We start from the raw sequence: 1,589 nt of genomic DNA, 5'->3' as shown, positions 1-1,589 counted from the left end.
GACGCTGCACAAACCGATATCGTTTGCAGAGGCACGCAAACAAGCGCTTGAGCTTCTGGATCTCGTGCGTCTGCCCGAGCCGGCACTGCGTTTCGATCATTATCCGCATCAGCTTTCCGGTGGCCAGCGACAGCGCGTGATGATCGCGATCGCGGTTGCATGCCGTCCGAGCCTGCTGATCGCCGACGAACCCACGACCGCGCTCGACGTCACCATCCAGGCGCAAATTCTCGAACTGATAGATCAGTTGCGACGCGAGTTGTCGATGGCGGTATTGCTGATCACGCACGACCTTGGCGTCGTCGCGCGCTGGGCTGACCGCGTGATCGTGATGAAGGACGGCACGAAGGTGGAGGAAGCCGAGAGCGCAACGTTGTTCGCGCATCCTTCGCAGCCGTACACCCGTGCGCTGCTTGGCGCGTCGCTGCACTTCGGCGCGGGACTGCATTATCGTGACGGCCGCCTGACCGAGACGACCAGCGAGCGGCCAACAGATACAAACGCAACAGCGAATACCACCCCGCGCATCTTGCTCGAGGTAACCGGCTTGCAGGTCGACTATCCCGGCGCAGGGCGAACCGTACCCGCGGTCGACGGTGTCTCGTTCAACATTCGAGAAGGCGAGACGGTGGGACTCGTCGGAGAATCGGGCTGCGGAAAGTCATCGCTTTCCCGCGCGTTGACGCGACTCCTGGAACCGTCCGCCGGCAGCATCGTATTCGATGGCGACGACGTCACGCATCGCCGGCGCCTTGCATTGCGCCCGTACCGCCGGCGCGTGCAGATGATCTTTCAGGACCCGTACGGCTCGCTCAATCCGCGGCATACCGTTGAACGAACGCTTGGCCTTGCCTTGGCGATTCACGGCGTGTCGCAACGACGCGAACGCGAAACAAAAATTCGCCGGATAGTCGATGCGGTTGGCCTGCCCACTTCGGCACTGCAGCGCTACCCACACGAATTTTCTGGCGGCCAGCGACAACGTATAGGCATAGCCCGAGCCCTCGTGCTCGAACCTGAACTGGTGATTTGCGACGAGCCGGTGTCCGCCCTCGATGTCTCCATCCAGGCGCAAATTCTCGATCTCCTGGCCGACCTCAAAGCCGAACTCGGGCTCGCCCTGCTCTTCATCTCGCACGACCTTTCTGTCGTCCGATATATCGCTGATCGTGTGCTTGTGATGCAAGCGGGTCGTCTGGTCGAAACCGGCGATCACCGCTCCATCTGGACCTCGCCGCAGCATCCCTACACCCGCACCCTGATCGACGCCGTACCGTCGTCGCATGTGCCATTGCCATTCACTACAAGGAAAACCCATCGTGACATCCAAGCGCCCCAAACTCCCGCCTTCGACCTCGACGCTCCTGTTTCGCGATGATCCGCTAGGCGCGGCAGTCGCCGACCTCAAGCGGCGGCGCTTGCTCAAAGGCGCCGGAGCGCTGCTCGCGGGCGCTGCAACACCATTCATGTTTACCGGCCACGCATGGGCGTTGACCGAACCGCTGCCGAACACGTTGCAGGGCGCCAAACGAGGCGGCACGCTGACCGCGGTCATCCATCCGGAACCGCCGACCCTCGCGTTCTTTGTC

Annotated in this window: 1 protein-coding gene and 1 pseudogene; both read left to right on the top strand. The window is 62.2% G+C overall.

Annotated features, from left to right (window positions below; genetic code table 11):
* On the top strand, positions 1-1,378 hold a 1,378-nt coding region (locus tag M0954_RS07480; protein WP_297352416.1), incomplete at its 5' end, for an ABC transporter ATP-binding protein.
* Positions 1,320-1,589, top strand: a pseudogene (locus tag M0954_RS07475) (ABC transporter substrate-binding protein); the annotation flags it as partial. The gene M0954_RS07480 and the pseudogene M0954_RS07475, both read left to right, overlap by 59 nt.

It is taken from the genome of Paraburkholderia sp. (assembly GCF_026225065.1).
Taxonomy (GTDB): domain Bacteria; phylum Pseudomonadota; class Gammaproteobacteria; order Burkholderiales; family Burkholderiaceae; genus Paraburkholderia.
Note: the sequence above shows the minus strand (reverse complement) of the source record. Positions and strands in the feature narration are given on the sequence as shown.